Source organism: Rhizobium sp. P2_G2, assembly GCF_056403555.1.
In genome coordinates, this window is sequence record NZ_JBFUFF010000012.1 from 58875 (window position 1) to 81786 (window position 22912).

Below are 22912 nucleotides of genomic sequence, written 5' to 3' on the forward strand. Positions count from 1 at the left end.
CCACCTCAGCGCGCCCGCTGCGCTGCCCGCGGCTCCGGCGGCGGCTCGACGCGCACCTTCTCTTCCGGCTCCGTCTCGGACTTTGCGCCGCGAAGCTGGTCGAGCGCGATCTTGGCGGATTTGGCGAGATTCTGCGACACGCTGCCATGGTCCAAACTGCTGGTCCAGGCGCTGAGCGTCAGCTTGAGCGTGTCCTGCGTCACCTCCGAAACGCCGACCGACGGCGCGGGATTGGTCATCACCCGTTGGTCACGGGTGGCAATGCCGCGCAGGATGGTATCGGCCTGCCGCACATCGGTATCAGCCGGGACGATAATCGCCAGGCTGAGCCCCCGCGTCGGCAGGCGGCTGAAATTCTTGACCGGCGTGTTCCACAGCGTCGCATTCGGCGCGATCAGGTAAAGCCCGTCGCCGGTCCGGAGTTCGGTGGCGAAGAGACCGATTTCCTGCACCGTGCCCGAGACATTGCCCGCCTCTATCGTTTCGCCGACCCGGAATGGCCTGAGAATCAACAGCATAATGCCGGCAGCGATGTTCTGCAGCGTGCCTTGGAGCGCAAGTCCGATCGCCAGGCCGGCGGCGCCGAGCGCGGCCAGGATCGAGGCCGTCTGCACCCCAAACTGGCCGAGCACCGCAATCAGCACCATGATCATTATGGCGTAGCGGATGATGTTCGACAGGAAATGCGCCAGCGTGACGTCGAAACCATGGATGCGCTGCATGCCGGACAGCGCCCAGCGATGCAGGTAGCGTGCCGCAACCCAGCCGGCCACCAGCAGCACGAAAGCACCGACAATCGAGAAGGAATACTGCACCAACAGCGCGCCGGCCTGCGCGATCGCCGCGCGAACGGCGACAAGGATATCGGTTGGTTGGGGATTCATGCTCCGCTCCGCTACGGTTGGCAATGCCTGCCAAACGCAACGTCGAAAAGAATGGTTCCGCATCTAATTTATCGTCGCAACCTCCCGAGAGAGGCTTGCGTCATCCTCAAACAGGCGATCGAGGCCTTTAGGCGATGGTCAGATTCGCCTCATTTGGCCGATCATTTCCGATGCCAATGTTGTTGCGAGAGCGCATAAGCCCCTTCCCCTCTGCCCAGCCGATCACCGCGTGCGCAATCGCATCCGGCTGGTCCTCCGGCACGACATGCTTTGCCGGTCCGCAGCCGGCCACCTCCAGGCCGGCGATATTGCCGCAGCACCAGTCGATCATTGCCGGGCCGATCAGCAGTGTCTCCGGACTGCCCTCGAATGTCAGCAGCAGTTTCGGCACGTCAGGACTGGCTGCCAGCCAGCGGTCATAGGCCTCGACCCGCGCCACGACATCCTTCGGCTCGCCCTCGATCGGTGTACACCGCGGCCAGGCGAGCAGCGGTCGGCGGCTTTCGCGCGTCGGATAAGGCGCGCGATAGACGTCGAGGTCGGCATCACTCAGGCCGCTCATGATCGTGGCGCGCAAGGCCTGTTCGATGAAGAAATTCTCGTCCAGCACTTTCTGCTCACCGGCCGGCGAACGCAGCATTTCGTAGCGCGGCCGCGAGCCGGCGCCGGGCAGGTCGTCCCAGCCCATCGGCCGGATGATCGTCTCCATGAAGGCAACACCGCGCACGCGCTCGGGATGCCGCGAGGCCCAGTCGAAGGCCAGCGCCCCGCCCCAGTCATGGCCGATAAGAACAACGCCATCGAGCCCGAGCGCATCCATCCAGGCGTCGATATAGGCGGCATGATCTCCAAAACTGTAGTCGATCTCCGGCTTGCCGGAACCGCCCATGCCGATCAGGTCCGGCGCCAGCGAGCGGACATCGGCAAAATGCGGCAACACCTTGCGCCAGACAAAGGACGAGGCGGGGTTGCCATGCAGGAAAACGAAGGGCACGCCTTCGCCGCAGTCTTCATAATGGATATGGGAGGCAAGCACATTGATGTCGGGCATGGGACTGTCCTTTCCGGAACCAATATAGTAAGGTACCTGACCAATATGGAATTTAGTCAGGTACCTGTCAATATCGATGACGGAAAATTCGCATTACAATTCGCTCGGCCTGCTGCTCAGGCTCACCTATCAGCAATGGACGCTGGCCGTGGACACCAAGCTTGCCGAGGAAGGTTTCGGCGACCTGCGTCCGCACTACGCCAATGTCTTCACCTTCGTGCCACCCGAGGGCATCCAGGTTGCCGAACTGACAAAGCTTGCGCATGTGCGCAAGCAGAGCATGACGCAGACCATCGAGGAGCTGGAAAAACTCGGGCTTGTCGAACGCAGACCTGACCCTAGCGACAAGCGTGCGCGACTGGTCTTCGTCACCGAACGCGGCAAGAAGATCAGCCCCATCGCCCGCGCCGCCGGTCGCGCCGTCGACGCGCGCTGGGCGGAACTGACGAGCCCGGAGGAGATCGAGGCGCTCAGAAATGCGCTGCGATCCGTGCTGGCGGCGACGCAGAAGCTGGACGATGGGGAAGAGAACTGACGAGCGCGGAGGTCGACCACCGCTCATCGCACTCCGAAAAGTTCGATTTCTCAGGTTGCCATCCTATCTATGTATCTGGCAAGCTTGCGGGCTTGCGCATCAGCCGCGGCCGGAGTTCGCGGCAATCGAATGGGAGTTCGACAATTGAGCGTTGCCTTCACGAAGGAAGAGAGTGCCGAAACCGCTTCGGAAACCCTGCTTCCCGACCGTGCCATCTCCCCGCACCCCAACCTCGTGACGGAGGCCGGGTTGAAGGCGTTGGAGCAGCAGCTTCGGGAGGCGCGCATGGCCTATGACGCGGTAAGCGGGATCGAGGATGTCAATGAGCGCCGGCGGCAGGCGGCCATTCCGCTGCGCGATGCCCGCTATCTCACCGAGCGCGTGCGCACGGCCCAGGTCATCGCCGACCCGACCACGTTCGACATCGTCGCCTTTGGCAATACGGTCAAATTCAGCCGCGACGACGGGCGCGTGCAGACCTATCGTATCGTCGGCGAGGATGAGGCCGATCCCAAGGCGGGATCGATCTCCTTCGTCTCGCCCGTGGCGAGAGGTCTCATGGGAAAGTCTGTTGGCGACGTCGTGACCGTGGGCGATCAGGAACTGGAAATCATCGCCATTTCTTGAGGCGCCAGTGCCTCAGGCGGTCGGCGATACCGCCTTCTCGTCCAGCATCGCTTCCAGCGTCTCGATCGTATCGGCCTCCGCCGCCGGCTTGTCCCACCTCAGCCGCGAAATCCGCGGAAACCGCATCGCCACACCGGACTTGTGCCGGGTCGAGCGCGCAATGCCTTCGAACGCCACTTCAAACACCAGCCCGTGCTCCTCGGTCGCCTTGACCGAACGCACCGGCCCGAACCGCTCGATCGTGTTGTCGCGCACATATTTGTCGATCTGGGCCAGTTCCTCGTCACTGAAGCCGAAATAGGCCTTGCCGACCGGAACCAGCGTGCGGATGCCTTCCTCTTCCTGCCAGACGCCGAACGTATAGTCGGAATAAAAACTCGAGCGCTTGCCGTGACCGCGCTGGGCATACATCAGCACCGCATCGATCGTGTGCGGATCGCGCTTCCATTTGAACCACGGCCCCTTCTTGCGACCCGGCAGATAGGGCGAATCCTTGTGCTTGAGCATCACGCCTTCAATGATCGGGTGGATCGGCTTGCGGCGCAGGTCGTCGAGATGCTGCCAGCTGTCATAATCGAGCTGCGGCGACAGGTCGAAGCGATCCGGATCGAGTTTTGCGACCAGCGTCTCCAGCCGAGCGCGACGCTGGTCAAACGGCAGGTCGCGTGTGTCCTCACCGCCTTCCATGAGAAGGTCATAGCAGCGTACGAAGACCGGATATTGCGCCTGCGTCTTGGCCGACACCGTCTTGCGGTTCAGCCGCTGCTGCAATTCGCTGAACGTGCCGACATAGCCCGGCGGCTTGCCGACCAGGAGCTCGCCATCGATCACCGCCTCGAAATCGATCGCTGCCATCAAGTCAGGAAAGGCGCCGGAGATTTCGTCGCCGCTGCGCGAATAGAGCTTTCGCACGCCGCCCTCGGAACTCACCTGCACGCGGATGCCGTCCCATTTCCATTCCACGCGATAGTCTTCGGGGCTCAGGCCATCGAGATCACCGTCCTGCACCGCATTGGCAAGCATGACCGGCCGGAACAGTGCCTTGGCGGCATTCTCGGGCTTGCCGGTCTTGCCCTCCAGCCAGGCGAACAGATCGGTGTAGGGCACTTTCAGCCCGTGCCACAGTTCTTCGATCTCGACCACGTCCTGGCCGCCGAAATCCGCCAGCGCCTGCCGCGTCAGCCCCGAAGACACGCCGATGCGTAAGCCGCCGGTGACCAGCTTGATCACCGCATAACGCCCCGGCGCGTCGAGCTGATCGAGGATGGCCGCGAATTTCTTCGGTGCCTCGGTCCTCGACGCCTTCATCAGCGTCTCGACGACAAAGGAGAGCGGCAGAGGATCGAGGTCGGCCAGAACCTCGTTCTCCGGCCAGACCAGCGACACCGTTTCAGCGAGGTCGCCGACATAGTCGTAACTATAGGCGAACAGAACCTCATCGATCCGCTCGACTGCCAGCGCCCTGAGCAGGGCCGGCTTGACCGCCGGAATGTCGAGCCCATCGGTCAGCGCCGCCAGCGCATAGCCGCGGTCGGGATCGGGCGTCTCGGCGAAATAATCCTTCAGCAATTTGAGCTTGCCGTTGCGCGATGGCGTCAGCACCAGCCGGTCGATGAGTTCGGAAAACGCCTTCATTCCGCCTCGTCCTCATAGCCCACCAGATGCAGCGGCCGGCCGGAAATCTGGTGCAATTCGCACCAGCGCACCAAAGCCTCCTCGCGGCCATGCGTCACCCAGATTTCCGAGGCGCCGGTCTCAGTGATCGTCTCCGTCAACTCGTCCCAGTCGGAATGATCCGACAGCACCAGCGGCAGTTCGACACCGCGCTGCTTTATGCGCTGGCGGATCTGCATCCAGCCGGAGGCAAAGCAGGTGACTGGTTCGGCAAACCGCCGCGCCCAGCGGTCGGAAAAGGCCGATGGCGTGCAGACGATGATTTCGCCGGCAAAATCCGCCTTGTTGCCCTTCTCCAGCGTCGCCGGCGCCAGTTCGCCAAGATCCACGCCGCGGCTCTGGTAATAGGAAGAAATCTTCTCCAGCGCCCCATGGATATAGATCGTCCGATCATAGCCCGCCTGTCTGAGCAGGCTGATCACCCGCTGCGCCTTGCCGAGCGCATAGGCGCCGACCAGATGCGTACGTTCTGGAAACTGCGCCACGGAATGCAAGAGCCGCCCGATCTCATCGCCATCGTCAGGATGGCGGAACACCGGCAACCCGAACGTCGCCTCGGTGATGAACACATCGCATTCGACCGGCTCGAACGGCAGGCAGGTCGCATCCTTTCGCCGCTTGTAGTCGCCGGAGGCAACGATGCGCATGCCGTCCTTCTCGACGACGATCTGCGCGGAGCCGAGGACATGCCCGGCGGGTACGAATTTCACCGTGACGCCATTCATATCCATCACTTCGCCGAGCCGCACCGCCTGCCTTTGCCCGGCATAACCGTCGCCATAGCGGATTGCCATGATGTCGAGCGTCTCAGCCGTCGCCAGCACCTTGGCATGGCCGGAACGCGCATGATCGGAATGGCCATGCGTGATCAGCGCCTGCGCCACCGGCACAACGGGATCGATATAAAAGTCGCCGGGCGGGCAATAGAGGCCCTGCGGCATCGGCAGAAGCAGGTCGGAAGCGCGCATAGCCAAGAGATATACCGAAGCGTGACAGTTTCAAGCAGTAGTGATTTGCCCACATCGGCGGTAACGACTCTATGGGTCGGTGGGTTCACCCGCACGATGTCGACATTGCAGCGAGATCAGGTATACTGTGGGTATCGATAGGTAATACCGGAAGCGACAATGGCACTTTCCATCAAACTTGACGACGCGATGAAAGAGCGTGTTCGCGCCCTGGCGGAAGAGCAGCAGCGTTCGCCTCACTGGATCATGAAGGAGGCTATCCGGCAATATGTCGAGGCGGAAGAAGCGAGGTCCTCGTTCGAAAAGGAGGCGCTCGCATCTTGGCAGCATTACAAGGAAACCGGCTTGCATCTGACGGTCGAAGAAGTACACGATTGGCTGAAAGGCTGGGGCACGGACGAAGAGACTGATCCACCCGAATGCCACAAGTAATCATTACCGAAACAGCACGGCGAGGCATTGATCGCTGCCGAAAATTCCTGACATCGAAAAATCCGGAAGCAGCAAAACGTGCATTTGTTGAGATCACTGCACATTTCATGTCGCTAAAGACCTCTCCTGAAATGGGAAGGCCATCAACGAAAAACACCGAGCTCCGGGAGTTGCTGATCCCCTTCGGTGACTCAGGCTATGTGGCGCTTTACATCTACGAGCGGCCCACTGACCAAGTCATCATTCTGGCTTTCCGACATCAGAAACAAGCGGGCTTTTAACTTCAACGCTCCGCCAAGGCCAGCCGTACCCCCAGCAGCACGAAGGCAGCAGCAAAGCTTCGCCGCATCCAGGCCATTACCGCCGGCCTCGAAATGATCCGGTCGCGCACCGACGCGGCGAACAGGCCGTAGAGCGCGAAGACGACGAAGGTCATCGCCATGAACACACCGCTCAGCATCAGCATGTTCTGAAGCGGATGCGGATCGCGCGTGGTGACGAATTGCGGCAGGAAGGCAAGGAAGAAGATCGACAATTTCGGATTGAGGATGTTGATCAGCACCGCATGCACAATGACCTGCAACGCCGAACGCTCCTTCTTCTCGCCCTCGACCTTCAGCGCACCGCCTTCCCTGAGGGAATGCCAGGCCATGTAGAGCAGGTAGGCGACGCCGAGATATTTGAACAGTTCGAAGGCGAGCGCGCTCGTATGCAGGATCACCGCCAGCCCACCGATCGCGGCAGCGAGATGCGGTACGATGCCGAGCGTGCAGCCGAAGGCGGCGACCATACTCGCCCGCGCCCCGCGCGAAAGCCCGGTGGCAATTGTGAAGATCGCACCCGTGCCGGGCGAAGCAACGATGATGAAACTGGTGATCAGAAATTCCGGGCTCATGGCGACCTCCCTGTGAGACACCGCAGAGATGAGCCGGAACCGTGCCAGCGGTCTTGAACAGGATTGCAGATCAGCGGAAAGCCGCGGCATAGACGCCAGGCGTCACGCCATATTTGCCGACGAAAATGCGCGTCATATGGCTCTGGTCGGCAAAGCCGCTCGCCACGGCAGTCTCCGCCAGCGCCATGCCCTGCCGGATGAATTGCCGGGCGCGATCCGCCCGCCTCTGCATCAGATAGGCATGCGGCGACAGCCCGGTCAGGCGCGAGAACCCGCGCAGCACCTGGAAGCGGCTGAGACCGCTGACCCGCGCCAGATCATCAAGCGTGACATCGTCTGCGGGGACGTCATCGAGCAACGCACGCACGCGGCGCAGCGCATCGGGGACACCATATGCTGCCTCCACGCCGTGATCGGAGACCAGGCTCTCGATGAGAAGAAAAAGCCGGTTTTGCTGTGCTAAAGCCGCATTCGTCTGGCCAGAGGTCGCCAGCGCGTAGAGTGTCAGAAATTGCGTCGCAGCCATGCCGTCCGCCAGCACCGGATGGTGGAATTCCTGGACACCCTTTTCGTCGAAAATATCGCTGAGCACATCGAGCATGATTGCCGGATCGAAATAGAGCATCCGCCACGCCCGCCCCTGATCATCGATTGGCAGGCCATCATGCACTTCGCCGGGATTGACGGTGATAACGTTGCCCGGCCCGGCATCCACCACGCCGCGACCGCTGAGCGACGTCTGGGCACCGCGCAAAATGACCCCTATACCGAACTGCTCATGCGTGTGTTTTGGAAAACGATGATTGCTATCGGCCTCGACTGCCTCGATCCCGGGCAGGCTGGTCCGCCGCATCAGGAATCCGCCTTTGGGCATCGAACCTCCAGAAAATCAAAAGGGCCGCTTTCTAAAGCGGCCCCCATGAGAATTGGCCTGTGTCAGGCCGGATCGCATTGGCGCGACCCTAAGGAAGGTGGGTTCAGAGCGAGGGCTGCCCCGCAATCTTCACCACTTTTCCAAAGCCGGACACGAGTACCGCAAACTCATTAGACATTGGATCACCTTCCTTTCACTACGTTGACGATGATTCCAATGTAGACCTGTTCAGGCCAATTTCAAGCCGGCTAACGAGCACAAAACATTTCAAGTGAAATATTGTGCACGCTTATTTTTTGAGCGGAATTGACGATGGGAAGGAAGGTGAGCCAATGACTCGTCTCGTCGGCAATGACGCGATGATCTGTCGGCGGCGATTTCTGCCGGCGCGAGAGTAGCGAAAGGCGGTAGCAACCGATATTCAGGCTGCCATCATGACCTATATCCTGCTTGCCGCTGCCATCGTCGCCGAAGTCATTGCCACCTCCGCCTTGGCGCGGACGGACGGGTTTACCCGTCTTATGCCGAGCGTCCTCGCCATCCTCGGCTACGGCCTTGCCTTCTATCTCCTGTCGCTGGTGACCCGCACGGTGCCAGTCGGCATCGTCTACGCGGTCTGGTCCGGCGCCGGCATCGTGCTGGTTGCCATGGCCGGCTGGCTGCTGTTCGGCCAGAAGCTGGACCTGGCGGCCGTGATCGGTCTGGCGCTGATCATCGCCGGCGTGCTGATCATCAATCTCGTGTCGAAATCGGTTAGTCACTGAGCTCTAACGCAGATACCCGTCGAGTAGCGGCAGGCTGCTGACCGCCGCCACGCCGATCAGCACGTAACAGATGCGCCGAAACGTCTGCTCGCTGGCAAGCCCGAAGGATCGCGCCCCGATAAACAGGCCAATGGCGTAGAGCGGACCACAGATCACCGACAACAGGAAGACGTCGGTGATGAAAAGGCCGGCATAATAATAGCTTACAGCCGAGAAGATCGACGAGATGGCAAAATAGAGCACGATATTGGCCCGCACAGTCGCGACCGAATTGGCACCACCCAGCCAATAGGCGACCACAGGCGGCCCGCCGAGCTGCGCTGCGCCGCTATAAACTCCAGCCACGAGCCCGACCCCGGCCGCAAGCGGCGGGTAAGGCTTGCCGCGATATCGCCAGCCGGAAATCAGCAGTCCGAGAAAGCCGAGCGCGGTGATCGAGATCACCCAGCGCACGACGATCGGATCAAGATGCACGAGCAGCACGACGCCGGCCGGCACCCCGAACAAAGCGCCGATCGACATCGCACCGACATCCTTCTTGTCCGCCTTGCCTGTTGCGCCTGGCAGCAGGCTCGAAGCGCAAACAGCATCGATCACCAGCAGGATCGGGTTTGCCATCTTCGGGCCTATCAAGGCGCTCGCCAGCGGCACGAAAATCAGTGCCGCACCGAAACCGGAAAAGCCGCGCGCGACGCCGGCGACCAGGATGGATATGAACAGCAGCGCCAGCGTCTTGACCGGATAAGCCGCGAGCGTGCCTTCGATGATGGCGAGGAAGTGCATTTGGAGGCGGCAGATCTTGAGCGAATCGGAGGGAAAAAGATGATACTCTCGCTTACTTCGAAATACTCAGCCCGCCCATGAAAAGCTGTTCGAGATAGCGCGCCGCATCTTCGAACCGCCCCTCACCCGCCTTTTCCTGCCCTAGCACCGCCCGCACCTGCACATCGAAGTCGGCATAATGCTGCGTCGTCGACCAGATGGAAAAGATCAGATGGTAGGGGTCGCATTTGGCGATCTTGCCGGCCTTGGCCCAAGCGCGGATCACCTCCGCCTTTTCATCGACCAGCTGTTTCAGCGGCCCCTTGAGTTCATCTTCGATCAGCGGCGCGCCGCGCAGCACTTCATTGGCGAAGAGCCGGCTTTCGCGTGGAAAATCGCGCGCCATTTCCAGTTTGCGGCGGATATAGGATCGAATCTCGGCCTCGGGACTACCTTCAGCGTCGAAGGCCCTGAGCGGATCCAGCCAGGTGTCGAGCACGCGCTCGATCAGCGCCCGGTGCATCGCCTCCTTGGTGCGGAAATAGTAGAGCAGGTTCGGCTTCGACATGCGGGCAACCTCGGCGATCTGGTCGATGGTCGCGCCACGGAAACCATGCATGGAAAAGACATCGAGGGCGGCCTCGAGGATCTGCTCTTCCTTCTCCTCCTGGATACGCGTGCGACGCTGTGTCCGGGCTGCCCTGGGTATTGCCATGACGTCTGCCGATCCTGCCTCATCCCACGCCGAAAATTGTAGAGATCCGTTCTTTTCGGCTTGAGTGCTGCGTCAGAAATTGTAATGTTTACCAAACGGTCAAATTATTGGACAAAACGTCGCCGAAACGCAACTGTCCATTTCGGGAAAAGCAACAATCAACAGCCCGAAAGACCGCGTGGGAACAACATGCTGCGCCGATCAAGGCGCCAGGAACGGGCGGATCGCCCGAGGGAGAATGAATCGTGGCTGCACCCGGCGAAAATATGCGTGTCAATGGCGATCGTCTGTGGGACTCGCTGATGGACATGGCCAAGATCGGCCCCGGCGTCGCGGGCGGCAACAATCGCCAGACGCTGACCGATAGCGACAATGAAGGACGGCACCTGTTCAAGACATGGTGCGACGCCGCTGGCCTGACCATGGGCATCGACACGATGGGCACCATGTTCGCCACCCGCCCCGGCACCGATCCGGATGCGCTGCCCATCTATGTCGGCTCGCATCTCGACACCCAGCCGACGGGCGGCAAGTATGACGGCGTGCTCGGCGTGCTCTCGGCGCTGGAAGTCGTCCGCTCGATGAACGATCTCGACATCAAGACCAAGCACCCGATCGTCGTTACCAACTGGACCAACGAGGAAGGCGCCCGTTTCGCCCCCGCCATGCTCGCCTCCGGCGTCTTCGCCGGCGTGCATACGCAGGATTATGCCTATAGCCGCAAGGACCCGGACGGCAAGCTGTTCGGCGACGAGTTGAAGCGCATCGGCTGGGTCGGCGACGAACAGGTCGGCGCGCGCAAGATGCATGCCTATTTCGAATACCATATCGAACAGGGACCGATCCTCGAAGCCGAAAACAAGCAGATCGGCGTCGTCACCCACTGTCAGGGCCTGTGGTGGCTGGAATTCACGCTCACCGGCCGCGAGGCGCATACCGGCTCGACGCCGATGAACCTGCGCGTCAATGCCGGCCTCGCCATGGCCCGGATCATGGAAATGGTCCAGGGCGTCGCCATGGAAAACCAGCCTGGCTGCGTTGGCGGCGTTGGCCAGGTGAAATTCTCGCCCAATTCGCGCAACGTGCTGCCCGGCACGGTGATCTTCACCGTCGACATCCGCTCGCCGCAACAGGCCAAGCTCGACAAGATGCGGGCCGAGATCGAATCCAAGGCGGCGGACATTTGTGCTGCGCTGGGTGTCGGCTGTTCGATCGAGGCCGTTGGCCATTTCGACCCGGTCACCTTCGACCCCGGCCTCGTCGCCTCGGTGCGCAAGGCCGCGGAAGATCTTGGCTACAGCCATATGGACATTATCTCCGGCGCCGGCCACGACGCCTGCTGGGCCTCCAAAGTAGCGCCCGCCACCATGGTCATGTGCCCCTGCGTCGGCGGTCTGAGCCACAACGAGGCCGAGGACATCTCCAAGGAATGGGCCACAGCCGGCGCCGACGTGCTACTCCGCGCGGTGGTGGAGACGGCAGGGATTGTGGAGTGAAAAAGCCGTCTCCAGAGCTGGCGCTCATATGGCTCTTTGCCCCGCTGGTCTGGATTGGGTTGCTGGTAAAGGTCGTCAACCTCGTCGAACTGCGCAGCACATACACTAGTCTCTGGCGAGAGCATCAAAACATGATGCAGCTGTTCGACCAGGGACAAAGGAATGTCAGAAGCGCGACCGGAGATAGCTTGGCAGACATGTTCGAATATATGTCAACGGCAAGAGGAGAATATCTCGACGCGTTGGAATTTGTTCTCCTGCTTGGCATTCTGCCGACAATGGTGATCTGGTTTGCAGTAGCTCTGAAAGCCGCATTGAGYGGAAACTCGAAAGTCGTCGCCGTAGCAGCCAAGGACGAGGCATGACGCTTGAACCTGTATCTCTGAGGCCGACCATCGACATGAGCCAGGACGTGCCGGTGCTTTTGAGCATGGCCGAATTGCTGGTTCTCTCGGATTGCCTGGAACGATTGGAGAAAAAACTCGATGAAATCGGACTGTTCGATGAACCGGAAAGAACTGCGCTTTGGGCGCTTGAAGCATGCCTCGAAAAACTCAATCCGATCATCTTCAGCGAGCACTACGACTTCTATATTCGCCAAGCGAAAAGCCATCTGACTGGGAGTAATGAAGATGTCTAAAGTCATCAAGGGCGGAACCATCGTCACCGCCGACCTGACCTACAAGGCTGATGTGAAGATCGACGGCGGCAAGATCGTCGAGATCGGGCAAGACCTTTCCGGCGACGAGACGCTCGATGCCACCGGCTGCTATGTCATGCCCGGCGGCATCGATCCGCATGTGCATCTCGAAATGCCGTTCATGGGCACCTATTCCTCCGATGATTTCGAGAGCGGCACCCGCGCAGGGCTTGCCGGCGGCACGACCATGGTGGTGGATTTCTGCCTGCCCTCGCCTGGCCAATCGCTGCTTGAAGCGCTGCAGATGTGGGACAACAAGTCGACCCGCGCCAATGCCGACTATTCCTTCCACATGGCGGTCACCTGGTGGGGCGAGCAGGTGTTCAACGAGATGGAAACCGTCGTCAAGGAAAAGGGCATCAACACCTTCAAGCACTTCATGGCCTATAAGGGCGCGCTGATGGTGGACGACGACGAAATGTTCTCGTCCTTCCAGCGCTGTGCAGCCCTCGGCGCCCTGCCGCTGGTGCATGCGGAAAATGGCGACGTCGTCGCACAATTGCAGGCAAAGCTGCTCGGCGAAGGCAATAACGGCCCCGAAGCGCATGCCTATTCCCGCCCCGCCGAGCTCGAAGGCGAGGCCACCAATCGCGCCATCATCATCGCCAACGCCGTCGGCGCGCCGCTCTATGTCGTGCACACCTCCTGCGAACAGGCGCATGAAGCCATCCGTCGCGCCCGCCAGAACGGCATGCGCGTCTATGGCGAGCCCTTGATCCAGCATCTGACGCTCGACGAGAGCGAATATGCCAACCCCGATTGGGATCATGCCGCCCGCCGGGTGATGAGCCCGCCCTTCCGCGACAAGCGCCACCAGGACAGCCTCTGGGCCGGCCTGCAGGCAGGCTCGTTGCAGGTCGTGGCGACCGACCACTGCGCCTTCACCACCAAGCAGAAGCGCACCGGCGTCGGCGATTTCACCAAGATCCCCAACGGCACCGGCGGTCTCGAAGACCGCATGCCGATGCTCTGGACGCACGGCGTGGCCACCGGTCGCATCACGATGAATGAATTCGTCGCCGTGACCTCGACCAATATCGCCAAGATCCTCAACATCTATCCAAAGAAGGGCGCGATCCTGGTCGGCGCCGATGCCGATATCGTCGTCTGGGACCCGAGCCGCTCGAAGACGATTTCGGCGTCAACGCAGCAGTCGGCGATCGATTACAACGTCTTCGAAGGCAAGACCGTGACCGGCCTGCCGCGCTTTACCCTGACCCGCGGCTATGTCGCGATCGAGGAAGCGACGGTGAAGACACGCGAAGGCCACGGCCAGTTTGTCGCCCGCGAACCCTTCCCGGCGGTGTCGTCCGCGCTGACGAAGTGGAAAGAGGTCACCGCGCCGCGCAAGGTGCAGCGCGCCGGCATCCCGGCAAGCGGGGTTTGATATGAGCCGGTGCCGCCTCATCATCGCATTTTTGTTGATCTGCGCGGCGCCGCTTTCCGCAGGGGCTGCATCCCTGGCCATCGATGGTCAATATGGCGACAAGTTGGGGTGCCAATTTGGCAAGACCGAGGAATCGACTGGTGATAGCGATTTCATTCTCCTGACGCGCGATGCTATCAGAAGCTCTGTCGCCTTTTGCAGTATCAAGAGCATCGATAAAACGTCCGGCAACACGGTGAGCACCACGATCTCCTGCGCTGACGAAGGCGAGGCGGGAGAGACGACGATGACGGCGAACGTGATCCGCACCGGCCACGACAGCTACCGCGTCGATTTCAGCGACGGAACGTCATGGGGGCCGTTCAAGCGATGCAAATAAGGGCAGATCGCCATCTCGACAACAGGCGCTCGTTCATGAGGCAGCGAGTGGGAGAGCAGCCATGAGCGATGTACAGCCACATCCGGCGCCGATGCAAAGCAGTTTACGCCTGCTTAATCTCGCCGGACGCTTCGTGCTAGGATATGTTGTAGCAATCGCGGCAGGCACCTTTCTGTTCTCGCTGGTTGAATGTCTTTTCCCCGATGGGTCCCTCGTCGATCCGGCGGCAGATGTCAGCCAATTGGCTCGCCAGATGTGGCAACTATGCGTGGTCGGCTTCGTCTTTGGCGGGGTCTTCGCACTGCCCTATACGATTGTCGGCGCGCTTGTCTTCCGGTTCCTGCTGCCCCGCAACTGGATTGTCTTCATGATCGTTGGCATCCTCTGTCCGACGATCGCCCTCATGACACTCAACATCCTGCTGGGTGGTGGTGCGTCTATCACCGACGGCCTAGCGCGGATGGCATGGACGTCCCTGCCGGCAGGCATCATTGCGACATATCTTTTCGGCGCCATCGGCTTCGGGTTGGGGTTTGGCAAATGGAGGTTTGCATGACCTCAATCCGCAAATTTCTCCAATTCCGGCAGCAGCACCACGCTTTCCTGCTCGTTCGGATCCGTCCGCGCAATCACCGCAGTCGCAGACTCTGTCTTCGACCGGTTGACCGGCAGGTGCGGTACGCCGGCCGGGATATAGAACATGTCACCGGCCTTGGTGACGACGCGATGTTCGAGCTTTTCGCCATAAAACGTGTCGACTTCTCCCGACAGAACAAAGATCGCCGTCTCATGCCCCTCATGCATATGCGCCTTGGCGCGGCCGCCCGGCGGTACGGTGAGCAGCATCATGGCAATGCCCTTGGAGCCCGAGGATTCCTTCGATATGCCTTCGAGGTAGGAAAAACCCTGCTTGCCGTCATAGGGAATTTGGGGACGGATCAGCTTGCATTCGGGAAGCTCGGATGATGACATAGAAATACCTCTTCCAAATAAATCAAAGGGCGGTCGAACCGCTCGGGGAACGACAAGAACATACTGGGTGAACATGACGAAATCCAATCAAACCGTGGTGGCGGCGCGCGGGCTCGGGCTCACGTTCGAGACCAATGACGGACCGGTAACGGCGCTGACCGGCGTCGACCTGGATATCAAGAAGGGTGACTTCGTATCCTTCATCGGTCCGTCCGGCTGCGGCAAGACCACATTCCTGCGCGCTATCGCCGATCTCGAACAGCCGACGGAAGGCTCCATTCTGGTCAACGGCATGACGCCATCACAGGCGCGCCATCACCGCGCCTATGGCTACGTCTTCCAGGCCGCTGCGCTCTATCCCTGGCGCACGATCGAGAAGAACATCGCCCTGCCGCTCGAAATCATGGCCTACCCCAAGCGCGAGCGCAAAGCACGCATCGAGCGCGTCCTCGACCTCGTCAACCTCAAAGGCTTCGGCAAGAAATACCCCTGGCAGCTCTCCGGCGGCATGCAGCAGCGCGCCTCGATCGCCCGCGCGCTCGCTTTCGACGCTGATCTTCTCCTGATGGACGAACCCTTCGGCGCACTCGACGAGATCGTCCGCGACCATCTCAACGAAGAACTGTTGAAACTCTGGGACCGCACCAACAAGACCATCTGTTTCGTCACCCATTCGATTCCCGAGGCTGTCTACCTTTCGACCAAGATCGTGGTGATGAGCCCGCGCCCGGGCCGCGTCACCGACATCATCGATTCACCGCTGCCGAGCCATCGCCCGCTCGACATCCGTGAATCGCCGGAATTTCTGGAAGTCGCCCATCGCGTCCGCGAAGGCCTGCGCGCTGGCCATTCCTATGAAGAACATGTTTGAAAGCAGCCTTCCATGAAGCTCGGTTTTATTCTCTGGATCAGCGTCTCCACGGTGATTTTTGCTAGCGCCTCCACCGCCTCGCGCCTCTATGTCTCAACCAGTAATGTGCTTTGGGTGGCGCTGTCGCTGTCGCTTTACATCGTCGGCAATCTGATCATGATCCGGCTGATGCGTGAGGGCGGGCTGGGGCTTGCCATCTCGATTTCGGCGATCGCGCAATTGGTGCTCGCCAATCTCATTGCCTTCGGCTTCTTCGGCGAACGGATTTCCGTGGTTCAAATGGGCGGCATCGCGCTCGGTCTCATCGCCGTAACGCTGATGATGTGGCCGCAACAAAGCGGGGCGTGAGATGCATAAACCCGCACGCACGGCCGATAAAGTCATCCCGGTGCTGACGATCACCGCCATTATCATCGTCGTCTGGTACATCGCCGCGATCTTCATGAACGCACCCTTCCAGCGCGATCAGGATCAGCGCATGGGCGTTACCTCGACCACGGTCCAGCTGATCGAGAAAACCTGGTCGCAGCCCAAGCCGACCATGCCGGCACCGCACCAGGTCGCGGAAAACCTCTACAAGAACATTTTCACCGTCAAACCATGGTCCGCGCGCAGCCTCGTCTACCATAGCTGGGTGACGCTCTCCTCCACCCTGCTCGGCTTCGCCATGGGCACCGCACTCGGCATCGTGATCGCCGTCGGCATCGTGCATGTGCCGGCGCTGGAGCGCTCCTTCCTGCCCTGGATCATCGCCTCGCAAACGATCCCGATCCTCGCCGTGGCGCCGATGATCATCGTCGTGCTCGCCGCGGTCGGCATTACCGGCATCTTTCCCAAGGCGCTGATCTCGACCTACCTGTCCTTCTTCCCGGTCGCCGTCGGCATGGTCAAGGGCCTGCGTTCGCCGGAAATCCTGCATCTCGACCTGATGCGCACCTATAACGCCACCCAATGGCAAACCTTCTGGAAGCTCAGGGTTCCGGCTTCGGTGCCGTTCTTCTTCACCTCGATCAAGGTCGCGGTCGCCGCCAGCCTGGTCGGCGCCATTGTCGGCGAATTGCCAACCGGCGCTGTCGCCGGGATCGGCTCGAAACTGCTCGCCGGCTCCTATTACAGCCAGACGATCGACGTCTGGGCGGCACTGATCGCCGGCTCCATCGTCGCCGTTATCCTGGTCACTGTCGTCGACATCGTCGCCAAGCTGACCGCCAAGGGCATGGGAGCACGGCCGTCATGAGATCGCTGACACTTCACTGGCAATCGGTCCTTGCCACGCTCCTCTTCATCGCAGCACTTTTCCTCCTGCCGCTGAGCAAGACGGCGTCGGAGGAAACCACGACCGCAATCCTGGTGGTCACGGCTGCCGCCATCCTGGCATCAGTAATCAATTTTGGCCGCGAGGCCGGCATCTGGGCGCTGTTCCTGCTGACCCATATCGCGGTCTTCGAGCTGATCTCCACGATTGCCGGATCAGAAGGGACTGCCACCGCGAGCTTCTTCCTCATCCTCATCGCCTGCTGGCTGCTCGCCTGGCGGCTCGTGACCGTGCTGTCCGGTGATGGTTCGAAGCGCTCAGGTGGCGGCATTCTTGGGCGCATCATGGTGCCGGCTTTGTTCGGCGTCTGGATCCTGATCCTCTGGGAGGCGCTCACCCGCGGCGCCGGCATTCCCTTCGTGCTGCTGCCGCCGCCATCCGCCGTGGGCGTGCGTATCATGGCATCGCTGCCGATCCTCGCCGCCGACTTCCAGCAGACCGTCTTGAAGGCTGTCGTGTTTGGTTTCGTCGTCGGCTCGGGCGCCGGTTTCCTGGTCGCGGTGCTGGCCGATCGCTACCGTTTCCTGTCGAACGGGCTGTTGCCGATCGGCAATCTCGTCTCGGCTTTACCGATCATTGGCGTGGCGCCGGTCATGGTCATCTGGTTCGGCTTCGGCTGGCAATCCAAGGCCGCCGTGGTCATCGTCATGACCTTCTTCCCGATGCTGGTCAACACGCTGGCCGGCCTGACCGCAGCCGGCCATATGGAGCGCGATCTGATGCGCACCTATGGCGCCAGCCACTGGCAGACACTGCTTTCGCTACGCCTGCCGGCGGCCATGCCCTTCATCTTCAACGCGTTGAAAATCAACTCGACGCTCGCCCTGATCGGCGCGTTGGTGGCCGAATTTTTCGGCACGCCGGTGGTCGGCATGGGCTTTCGAATCTCGACCGAAGTGGGTCGGATGAACCTTGACATGGTCTGGGCCGAAATAGCCCTTGCGGCCATTGTCGGGTCGTTGTTCTATGGCGCAATCGCACTTCTCGAACGCGCCGTGACTTTCTGGCATCCGTCTTATCGATAGAGCCACAACCAAGGGGAAGAAAACATGAAAAAGACGATGAAACTCACACTCGCACTTGCCATGTCGCTGATGGCCGGCAGCGTGCTCGCCGCCGACAAGCTGACTTTGCAGCTCAAATGGGTGGCCCAGGCTCAGTTTGCCGGCTACTTCGTCGCCAAGGATAAAGGCTTCTATACCGATGAAGGTCTCGACGTCGACATCAAGCCGGGCGGCCCGGATATCGCGCCGGAACAGGTGATTGCCGGCGGCGGTGCCGATGTGATCGTCGACTGGGCCGGCGGCGCGCTCGCTGCCCGCGAAAAGGGCGTCAAGCTCGTCAATATCGCCCAGCCCTTCGCCAAGGCCGGCATGGAGCTCGTCTGCCCCAAGAACGGCCCGATCAAGACCGAGAAGGATTTCCCCGGCCATACGCTCGGCGTCTGGTTCTTCGGCAACGAATATCCGTTCTATGCCTGGATGAACAAGCTCGGCTTCAAGACAGACGGCAGCAAGGACGGCGTGACCGTGCTCAAGCAGTCCTTCGACGTACAGCCGCTGATCCAGAAGCAGGCCGATTGCATTTCGGTCATGACCTATAACGAATACTGGCAGCTGATCGACGCCGGCTTCAAGCCCGACGACCTGATCGTCTTCAACTATGCCGCCATGGGCAACGACCTGATGGAAGACGGCCTCTATGCCATGGAAGACAAGCTCAAGGACGCGAAGTTCAAGGACGAGATGGTCAAGTTCGTCCGTGCCTCGATGAAGGGCTGGAAATACGCCCAGGAACATCCGGACGAAGCCGCCGGTATCGTCATGGACAATGGCGGCCAGGACGAAAACCACCAGAAGCGGATGATGGGTGAAGTGGCAAAACTGCTCGGCAATGCCGACGGCAAGCTCGACCATGCGCTCTACGACCGCACGGAGAAGGCGCTGCTCGACCAGAAGATCATCAAAGACAAGCCGGTCGGCGCCTACACGGACGAGATCACGGCAGCCGCTTCGAAGTAAGTCGAACTGGATTTCAAGATATGCGGGAAGCGGGTCGAGAGGCCCGCTTTCCTTTTTGCCAGTGCCAGTCACCCCTCACCAAGCGCGGCCAAGTGATCGGCTACGCCTCTCACGGCCTTGCTATCCTCTCCCGCAAGGGGCGAGGAAGACTCGCTGCACTCTCGCAGCCAAACTCAACGTCGCGGTTGATGCAAGGGCGCTGCCGCGAGTTTTTCCTCGCCCCTTGCGGGAGAGGATACGAAGGCCGGGTGAGCATAGCGAACCCTTGGCCGAAGTTGGGGAGGGGTGAACCACCTGCGCCTACCCGCAAAAAAGCCCGGCGTCGCCGCYGGGCTCAAGCATTCCCTGATGAAATCGGATCTTACTTCAGGCCGATTTCGAAGTAGTTGTACTTGCCGTCGGCGCCCTTCTTCCACTCATACATGGTGTAATCGGGACGGGTGATATCGCCCTTAGAGTCGAAACCGATGTCGCCGATGACGGTCTTGAACGGACCCTTGGCCTTCATCGTATCGGCAACCTTCGTCGGGTCGCTGTCGCCGGCAGCCTTGATTGCGTCGGCGATGATCTGCACGGCAGCATAGGAGTAGAGCGTATAGGCTTCCGGTTCGAAGCCGGCAGAACGGAACTTGGCAACCGCATCCTTGGCGTTCGGATTGTTGCGCGGATCCGGCGGGAAGGTCATCAAGGTGCCGTTGACGGCGTCGCCGGCGATCGAGGCAAGTTCGTTGGAGGTGATGCCGTCACCCGACATCATCGGAGCCTTGAGGCCCTGGTCGGCCATCTGGCGCAGGATGAGGCCGGCTTCCGTATGCAGACCGCCGTAATAGACGAAGGTCACGCCCGCTTCCTTCATCTTGGCGATCAGGGCCGAATAGTCCTTCTCACCGGGGGTGATGCCTTCATAAACCACTTCGGTCAGGCCGAGAGCATTCATCTTCTTCTTGGTTTCGTCGGCAAGACCCTGGCCATAAGGCGTCTTGTCATGCACGACGGCAACCTTGGCGTCCTTGAAATGATCGAAGATGTACTGGCCGGCAACCGCGCCCTGCTGGTCGTCACGACCGCAGGTACGGAAAGTGTTCCACAGGCCGCGCTCGGTGAACTTCGGATTGGTCGAAGCAGGCGTGATCTGCAGGATGCCGTTTTCGGAATAGACTTCGGAGGTCGGGATCGACACGCCCGAGTTGAAGTGGCCGACCACGAACTTCACGCCGTCACCGACGAACTTGTTGGCGACCGAAATGCCCTGCTTCGGGTCGGAGACGTCGTCGCCGAGTTCGAGCTTGAGTTTTTCCCCGTTGACGCCGCCGGCATCGTTGATGTCCTTGACCGCCTGTTCCGCGCCCTTCTGGAGCTGGGCGCCGAAGGCAGCGTTCGGGCCCGTCAGCGGACCAGCCACGCCGATCAGGATGTCGGCTCTGGCGATGCCGCCAAAGCCAACCATGGCCGCCACGGCCACGGCTGAGAGAAGCATCTTCTTCATTTGTAACTCCCAATATTTGAGGCGGGCTGGTTCCATTTTTACCCCTCGGCCGCCCGCCTTTTGGCGCCAAAGGTTATTTCGTTTCCGCTATCTGTTCACAGCGGATCGAAACTTGTCAAACACTCTTTTTCTTCCACCCGAAGGGTCCGGATTTTTCGTACAGCCAGTAATAGTTGGTGGCCATCTGCTTGGCCCGCGTGTAGCGAAAACCGAGAACCGAGAAGATCGCCAGCACGATCGTATCGACGATATAGTAGTGCAGCGAGAACATTGTGCCGCCGTAGAGCGCGTGGTGCACGAAGCGGATGCCGATACCGAGCAGCAACGTATAAATCACCAGATGCGGAAAGACGTCGCCCCAGCCGGTGGCCACGCCCTTGCCCGTGCGCCACGCCGTCCAGCCGCCGATCACGAACGTCACGAGGCCGAAGACCCAGAAGCTCGACTCCTCATAAATGATTCCCATGTCCCAAACTCCCTTATGCGGAAACCTATTCGATTGCGCGATCCGCGCAAGCGTTTCCTGCAATTAATGGTGGCCGCCTTCGAGATAGGCAGCCCGCACTTCCGGATTGGCGAGCAGTTCCTGACCGGAGCCGCTCATGGTGACGAGACCATTGACCATCACATAGCCGCGATGGGCCAGGCGGAGCGCCGCAAAGGCGTTCTGCTCGACCAGAAACACGGTCAACCCCTCGGTCTTGTTGAGCTTGCCGATCGCCTCGAAGATCTGCTTGGATATCAGCGGCGCGAGGCCAAGCGACGGCTCGTCGAGCAGCAGCAGCTTGGGCCGGGACATCAGCGCGCGGCCGATGGAGAGCATCTGCTGCTCGCCGCCGGAAAGCGTGCMGCCCCGCTGGTATTGGCGCTCCTCGAGGCGCGGGAACAGCGCGAAGATGCGCTTGACGTCCTCGTTGAAATGTTTCTGCTTGTCGAGCGCCGCGCCCATCTGCAGGTTCTCGTAGACAGTCATGCGCGGAAAAATGCGGCGGCCTTCCGGCGATTGCGCGATCCTGAGCCGGGCGATCTCATGGGTCGGCATGTGCGTGATGTCGCGGCCTTCGAAGGTGACGCTACCGTTGCGTGCCTGTGGGCTGCCGCAGATGGTCATCATCAGCGTCGACTTGCCGGCGCCGTTGGCGCCAATCAGGCAGACGATCTCACCCAGGTTGACCTCGACATCGACGCCGCCAAGCGCACGAATATTGCCATAAAAGGTCTCGACGCCTTGGACTTTGAGGAGAGGCTGGGACATCAGAGTTTGCCTCCCGCGATCTTGGCTGCTTCTTCTTCATCATCGACGCCGAGATAGGCGGCGATAACCTTGGGATCGGTCTTCACCTGGGCCGGCGTACCGTCGGAAATCTTCTGACCATATTCCAGCACCACGACATGGTCGGAAATTTCCATGACCACCGACATGTCGTGCTCGATAAGCAGGATCGAGGTGCCGGTTTCGGTGCGAATCGAGCGCAGGAGCTCATTGAGCGCCAGCGATTCACGTGGGTTAAGGCCTGCGGCCGGCTCGTCGAGACACAAGAGCCGCGGGCCGGTGCACATGGCGCGGGCGATCTCCAGCCGGCGCTGGGCGCCATAGGGCAAGTCGCCGGCCGGATCGTCGGCGCGCTCGACCAGATTGGCCTTTTCCAGCCAGAAACGGGCGAGATCGATCGCCGCCCGGCTCTCCTTGCGATAGGGGCCGAGGCCAACCAGGCCGAGAATGGTGAAGCCCGAAGCCTTCATCAGCTTGTTGTGCTGCGCCACGAGCAGGTTTTCGAGCACCGTCATGCCCGAGAACAACCGGATGTTCTGGAAAGTGCGGGCCACTTTGGCGCGGGAGGTGATGCGGAAATCCGGCATCTGTTCCAACTGGAACATGCGCGTGTCGCTCTGGTGGAAGCGAATCATGCCCATGGTCGGCTTGTAGAAGCCGGTGATGCAGTTGAACACCGTGGTCTTGCCGGCGCCGTTCGGGCCGATCAGTGCGGTGATGTCGCCTTCATAGGCGTTGAACGACAGGTCGTTGATCGCCATCAGGCCGCCGAACTTCATCGACAGATGCTCGACTTCGAGCAGAGGTTTCTTGTTATTCATTGTCATCGCC

The 22912-nt window shown here is 60.7% G+C and carries 29 protein-coding genes; 16 read left to right on the forward strand and 13 right to left on the reverse strand.

The window, feature by feature from the left end:
* Positions 1–5: 5 nt before the first annotated feature.
* Both AC1D06_RS12220 and AC1D06_RS12225 read right to left on the reverse strand, forming a co-directional pair.
* On the reverse strand, positions 6–884 hold the full coding sequence (locus tag AC1D06_RS12220; RefSeq protein ID WP_477986429.1) for a mechanosensitive ion channel family protein: 879 nt from the start codon (positions 882–884) through the stop codon (positions 6–8).
* Between the two features lie 127 nt (positions 885–1011).
* The gene (locus tag AC1D06_RS12225) at positions 1012–1935 is read right to left on the reverse strand and encodes a haloalkane dehalogenase (protein WP_477986430.1); all 924 of its coding nucleotides are present in this window, start codon (positions 1933–1935) and stop codon (positions 1012–1014) included.
* 76 nt (positions 1936–2011) lie between these two features.
* On the opposite strand from AC1D06_RS12225, the gene AC1D06_RS12230 reads away from it, so the two are divergent.
* Both AC1D06_RS12230 and greA read left to right on the forward strand, forming a co-directional pair.
* Positions 2012–2470, forward strand: a complete 459-nt coding sequence (locus AC1D06_RS12230) for a MarR family winged helix-turn-helix transcriptional regulator (protein ID WP_477879392.1) — start codon at positions 2012–2014, stop codon at positions 2468–2470.
* A 144-nt stretch (positions 2471–2614) separates the two neighbouring features.
* Positions 2615–3097 carry a transcription elongation factor GreA gene (gene greA, locus AC1D06_RS12235; protein ID WP_477986431.1) on the forward strand — a complete coding sequence of 161 codons (483 nt, stop codon included), beginning with the start codon at positions 2615–2617 and terminating at the stop codon, positions 3095–3097.
* 12 nt (positions 3098–3109) lie between these two features.
* Here greA and AC1D06_RS12240 read toward each other — a convergent pair whose 3' ends face one another.
* Entirely contained in the window at positions 3110–4732 is a 1623-nt protein-coding gene (locus tag AC1D06_RS12240; protein ID WP_477986432.1) for a cisplatin damage response ATP-dependent DNA ligase, read from the reverse strand.
* The gene (locus AC1D06_RS12245) at positions 4729–5739 is read right to left on the reverse strand and encodes a ligase-associated DNA damage response exonuclease (protein ID WP_477879470.1); all 1011 of its coding nucleotides are present in this window, start codon (positions 5737–5739) and stop codon (positions 4729–4731) included. The genes AC1D06_RS12240 and AC1D06_RS12245 overlap by 4 nt, the downstream gene beginning before the upstream one ends.
* A 159-nt stretch (positions 5740–5898) precedes the next feature.
* Between AC1D06_RS12245 and AC1D06_RS12250 the strand changes: the two genes are divergently transcribed.
* The gene (locus AC1D06_RS12250; RefSeq protein WP_477879398.1) at positions 5899–6171 is read left to right on the forward strand and encodes a CopG family ribbon-helix-helix protein; all 273 of its coding nucleotides are present in this window, start codon (positions 5899–5901) and stop codon (positions 6169–6171) included.
* The gene (locus tag AC1D06_RS12255) at positions 6159–6452 is read left to right on the forward strand and encodes a type II toxin-antitoxin system RelE/ParE family toxin (protein WP_477986433.1); all 294 of its coding nucleotides are present in this window, start codon (positions 6159–6161) and stop codon (positions 6450–6452) included. The genes AC1D06_RS12250 and AC1D06_RS12255 overlap by 13 nt, the downstream gene beginning before the upstream one ends.
* A gap of 2 nt (positions 6453–6454) precedes the next feature.
* Here AC1D06_RS12255 and AC1D06_RS12260 read toward each other — a convergent pair whose 3' ends face one another.
* Together AC1D06_RS12260 and AC1D06_RS12265 are read right to left on the reverse strand one after the other, a co-directional pair.
* Positions 6455–7066 (reverse strand): LysE family translocator, encoded by a 612-nt coding sequence (locus tag AC1D06_RS12260; RefSeq protein ID WP_477879402.1) that lies wholly within the window; start codon positions 7064–7066, stop codon positions 6455–6457.
* 70 nt (positions 7067–7136) lie between these two features.
* Positions 7137–7940 (reverse strand): AraC family transcriptional regulator, encoded by an 804-nt coding sequence (locus tag AC1D06_RS12265; protein WP_477986434.1) that lies wholly within the window; start codon positions 7938–7940, stop codon positions 7137–7139.
* 431 nt (positions 7941–8371) lie between these two features.
* Between AC1D06_RS12265 and AC1D06_RS12270 the strand changes: the two genes are divergently transcribed.
* Entirely contained in the window at positions 8372–8704 is a 333-nt protein-coding gene (locus AC1D06_RS12270) for an SMR family transporter (RefSeq protein WP_477879472.1), read from the forward strand.
* Between the two features lie 3 nt (positions 8705–8707).
* Here the strand turns inward: AC1D06_RS12270 and AC1D06_RS12275 are convergent, their stop codons facing one another.
* The gene (locus AC1D06_RS12275; RefSeq protein WP_477879405.1) at positions 8708–9487 is read right to left on the reverse strand and encodes a sulfite exporter TauE/SafE family protein; all 780 of its coding nucleotides are present in this window, start codon (positions 9485–9487) and stop codon (positions 8708–8710) included.
* A 52-nt stretch (positions 9488–9539) separates the two neighbouring features.
* On the reverse strand, positions 9540–10181 hold the full coding sequence (locus AC1D06_RS12280) for a TetR family transcriptional regulator C-terminal domain-containing protein (RefSeq protein WP_477879406.1): 642 nt from the start codon (positions 10179–10181) through the stop codon (positions 9540–9542).
* A 242-nt stretch (positions 10182–10423) separates the two neighbouring features.
* On the opposite strand from AC1D06_RS12280, the gene AC1D06_RS12285 reads away from it, so the two are divergent.
* From AC1D06_RS12285 to AC1D06_RS12310, 6 genes are all read left to right on the forward strand, one after another.
* Entirely contained in the window at positions 10424–11677 is a 1254-nt protein-coding gene (locus AC1D06_RS12285; RefSeq protein ID WP_477879474.1) for a Zn-dependent hydrolase, read from the forward strand.
* Positions 11674–12042, forward strand: coding sequence for a hypothetical protein (locus AC1D06_RS12290; RefSeq protein WP_477986435.1), 369 nt, complete (start codon positions 11674–11676; stop codon positions 12040–12042). Before AC1D06_RS12285 ends, AC1D06_RS12290 begins: the two co-directional genes overlap by 4 nt.
* Before the next feature lie 35 nt (positions 12043–12077).
* Complete coding sequence (locus AC1D06_RS12295; protein ID WP_477986436.1) at positions 12078–12317, forward strand: hypothetical protein; 240 nt, start codon at positions 12078–12080, stop codon at positions 12315–12317.
* Positions 12310–13764, forward strand: coding sequence for a dihydropyrimidinase (gene hydA, locus AC1D06_RS12300; protein ID WP_477879410.1), 1455 nt, complete (start codon positions 12310–12312; stop codon positions 13762–13764). Before AC1D06_RS12295 ends, hydA begins: the two co-directional genes overlap by 8 nt.
* 34 nt (positions 13765–13798) lie before the next feature.
* A complete protein-coding gene (locus AC1D06_RS12305) occupies positions 13799–14143 on the forward strand; it encodes a hypothetical protein (RefSeq protein WP_477986437.1) in 345 nt (114 codons plus the stop codon).
* A 61-nt stretch (positions 14144–14204) separates the two neighbouring features.
* Complete coding sequence (locus tag AC1D06_RS12310; RefSeq protein ID WP_477879414.1) at positions 14205–14699, forward strand: hypothetical protein; 495 nt, start codon at positions 14205–14207, stop codon at positions 14697–14699.
* Between the two features lie 2 nt (positions 14700–14701).
* Here the strand turns inward: AC1D06_RS12310 and AC1D06_RS12315 are convergent, their stop codons facing one another.
* On the reverse strand, positions 14702–15115 hold the full coding sequence (locus AC1D06_RS12315; RefSeq protein WP_477879415.1) for a cupin domain-containing protein: 414 nt from the start codon (positions 15113–15115) through the stop codon (positions 14702–14704).
* A 73-nt stretch (positions 15116–15188) separates the two neighbouring features.
* On the opposite strand from AC1D06_RS12315, the gene AC1D06_RS12320 reads away from it, so the two are divergent.
* Genes AC1D06_RS12320 through AC1D06_RS12340 form a run of 5 tightly spaced genes read left to right on the forward strand, consistent with a single transcriptional unit; the run spans position 15189 to position 19322 of the window.
* The gene (locus tag AC1D06_RS12320) at positions 15189–15986 is read left to right on the forward strand and encodes an ABC transporter ATP-binding protein (protein WP_477986439.1); all 798 of its coding nucleotides are present in this window, start codon (positions 15189–15191) and stop codon (positions 15984–15986) included.
* A gap of 12 nt (positions 15987–15998) precedes the next feature.
* The gene (locus AC1D06_RS12325; protein WP_477986441.1) at positions 15999–16334 is read left to right on the forward strand and encodes a hypothetical protein; all 336 of its coding nucleotides are present in this window, start codon (positions 15999–16001) and stop codon (positions 16332–16334) included.
* Position 16335: 1 nt separating this feature from the next.
* The gene (locus tag AC1D06_RS12330; protein WP_477986442.1) at positions 16336–17223 is read left to right on the forward strand and encodes an ABC transporter permease; all 888 of its coding nucleotides are present in this window, start codon (positions 16336–16338) and stop codon (positions 17221–17223) included.
* A complete protein-coding gene (locus tag AC1D06_RS12335; RefSeq protein WP_477986443.1) occupies positions 17220–18326 on the forward strand; it encodes an ABC transporter permease in 1107 nt (368 codons plus the stop codon). The genes AC1D06_RS12330 and AC1D06_RS12335 overlap by 4 nt, the downstream gene beginning before the upstream one ends.
* Before the next feature lie 24 nt (positions 18327–18350).
* Positions 18351–19322, forward strand: a complete 972-nt coding sequence (locus tag AC1D06_RS12340) for an ABC transporter substrate-binding protein (RefSeq protein ID WP_477986444.1) — start codon at positions 18351–18353, stop codon at positions 19320–19322.
* A 361-nt stretch (positions 19323–19683) separates the two neighbouring features.
* Here the strand turns inward: AC1D06_RS12340 and AC1D06_RS12345 are convergent, their stop codons facing one another.
* From AC1D06_RS12345 to AC1D06_RS12360, 4 genes are all read right to left on the reverse strand, one after another.
* Positions 19684–20808, reverse strand: a complete 1125-nt coding sequence (locus AC1D06_RS12345) for a branched-chain amino acid ABC transporter substrate-binding protein (RefSeq protein ID WP_477879423.1) — start codon at positions 20806–20808, stop codon at positions 19684–19686.
* Positions 20809–20923: 115 nt separating this feature from the next.
* Positions 20924–21274, reverse strand: a complete 351-nt coding sequence (locus AC1D06_RS12350) for a DUF6867 family protein (protein WP_477986445.1) — start codon at positions 21272–21274, stop codon at positions 20924–20926.
* 63 nt (positions 21275–21337) lie between these two features.
* Positions 21338–22063, reverse strand: coding sequence for an ABC transporter ATP-binding protein (locus tag AC1D06_RS12355; RefSeq protein WP_477986446.1), 726 nt, complete (start codon positions 22061–22063; stop codon positions 21338–21340).
* Positions 22063–22908 carry an ABC transporter ATP-binding protein gene (locus AC1D06_RS12360; protein WP_477879428.1) on the reverse strand — a complete coding sequence of 282 codons (846 nt, stop codon included), beginning with the start codon at positions 22906–22908 and terminating at the stop codon, positions 22063–22065. Before AC1D06_RS12360 ends, AC1D06_RS12355 begins: the two co-directional genes overlap by 1 nt.
* Positions 22909–22912: the final 4 nt, after the last annotated feature.